Below are 471 nucleotides of genomic sequence, written 5' to 3'. Positions count from 1 at the left end.
TCCACGGACTGGTGGACAGCGAACTCAGGAACTGCCCGGTCAGCTCGGCCACGCCATAGAGGCTGATCAGGTAGCCGAAGGTGCCGGAAATGCCGATCAGCAGCAGCACCACGCCGGTGGTCTTGACCGCCTTGGCCGCGGCCTTGACGAACTGCTCGCGCGTCAGCGAGCGGTAGACCAGCACAGTCAGCGCCAGCGCGTAGAGCACCGCCACCGCCGCCGACTCCGTCGCCGTGAACACGCCCGACAGGATGCCCACCAGGATCAGCACCACCACGAACAGCCCGGGCAGCGCCGCCGCCAGCGAGTGGCCGACGATGTCCCAGCCCGGGAACTTGCCCGCCGGATAGCCCCGGCTGCGCGCCACGAAGTAGGCGGCGGCCAGGTTGCAGATCGTCAGGATCAGCGCCGGCAGCACGCCGGCCAGGATCAGCGCGGCAATCGACACCTTCCCGCCCGCCGCCAGCGTGT

1 protein-coding gene is annotated in these 471 nt (G+C 69.4%); it reads right to left on the bottom strand.

Annotated features, from left to right (window positions below):
* The coding region (locus tag AB4Z51_RS45065) for a TRAP transporter large permease subunit (RefSeq protein WP_441499789.1) at positions 1-471 on the bottom strand (471 nt) is incomplete at both ends.

The sequence above is a fragment of the Bradyrhizobium sp. 2TAF36 genome, assembly GCF_052114925.1.
GTDB lineage: Bacteria > Pseudomonadota > Alphaproteobacteria > Rhizobiales > Xanthobacteraceae > Bradyrhizobium > Bradyrhizobium barranii.
This window is presented reverse-complemented; position numbering and strand designations above follow the sequence as displayed.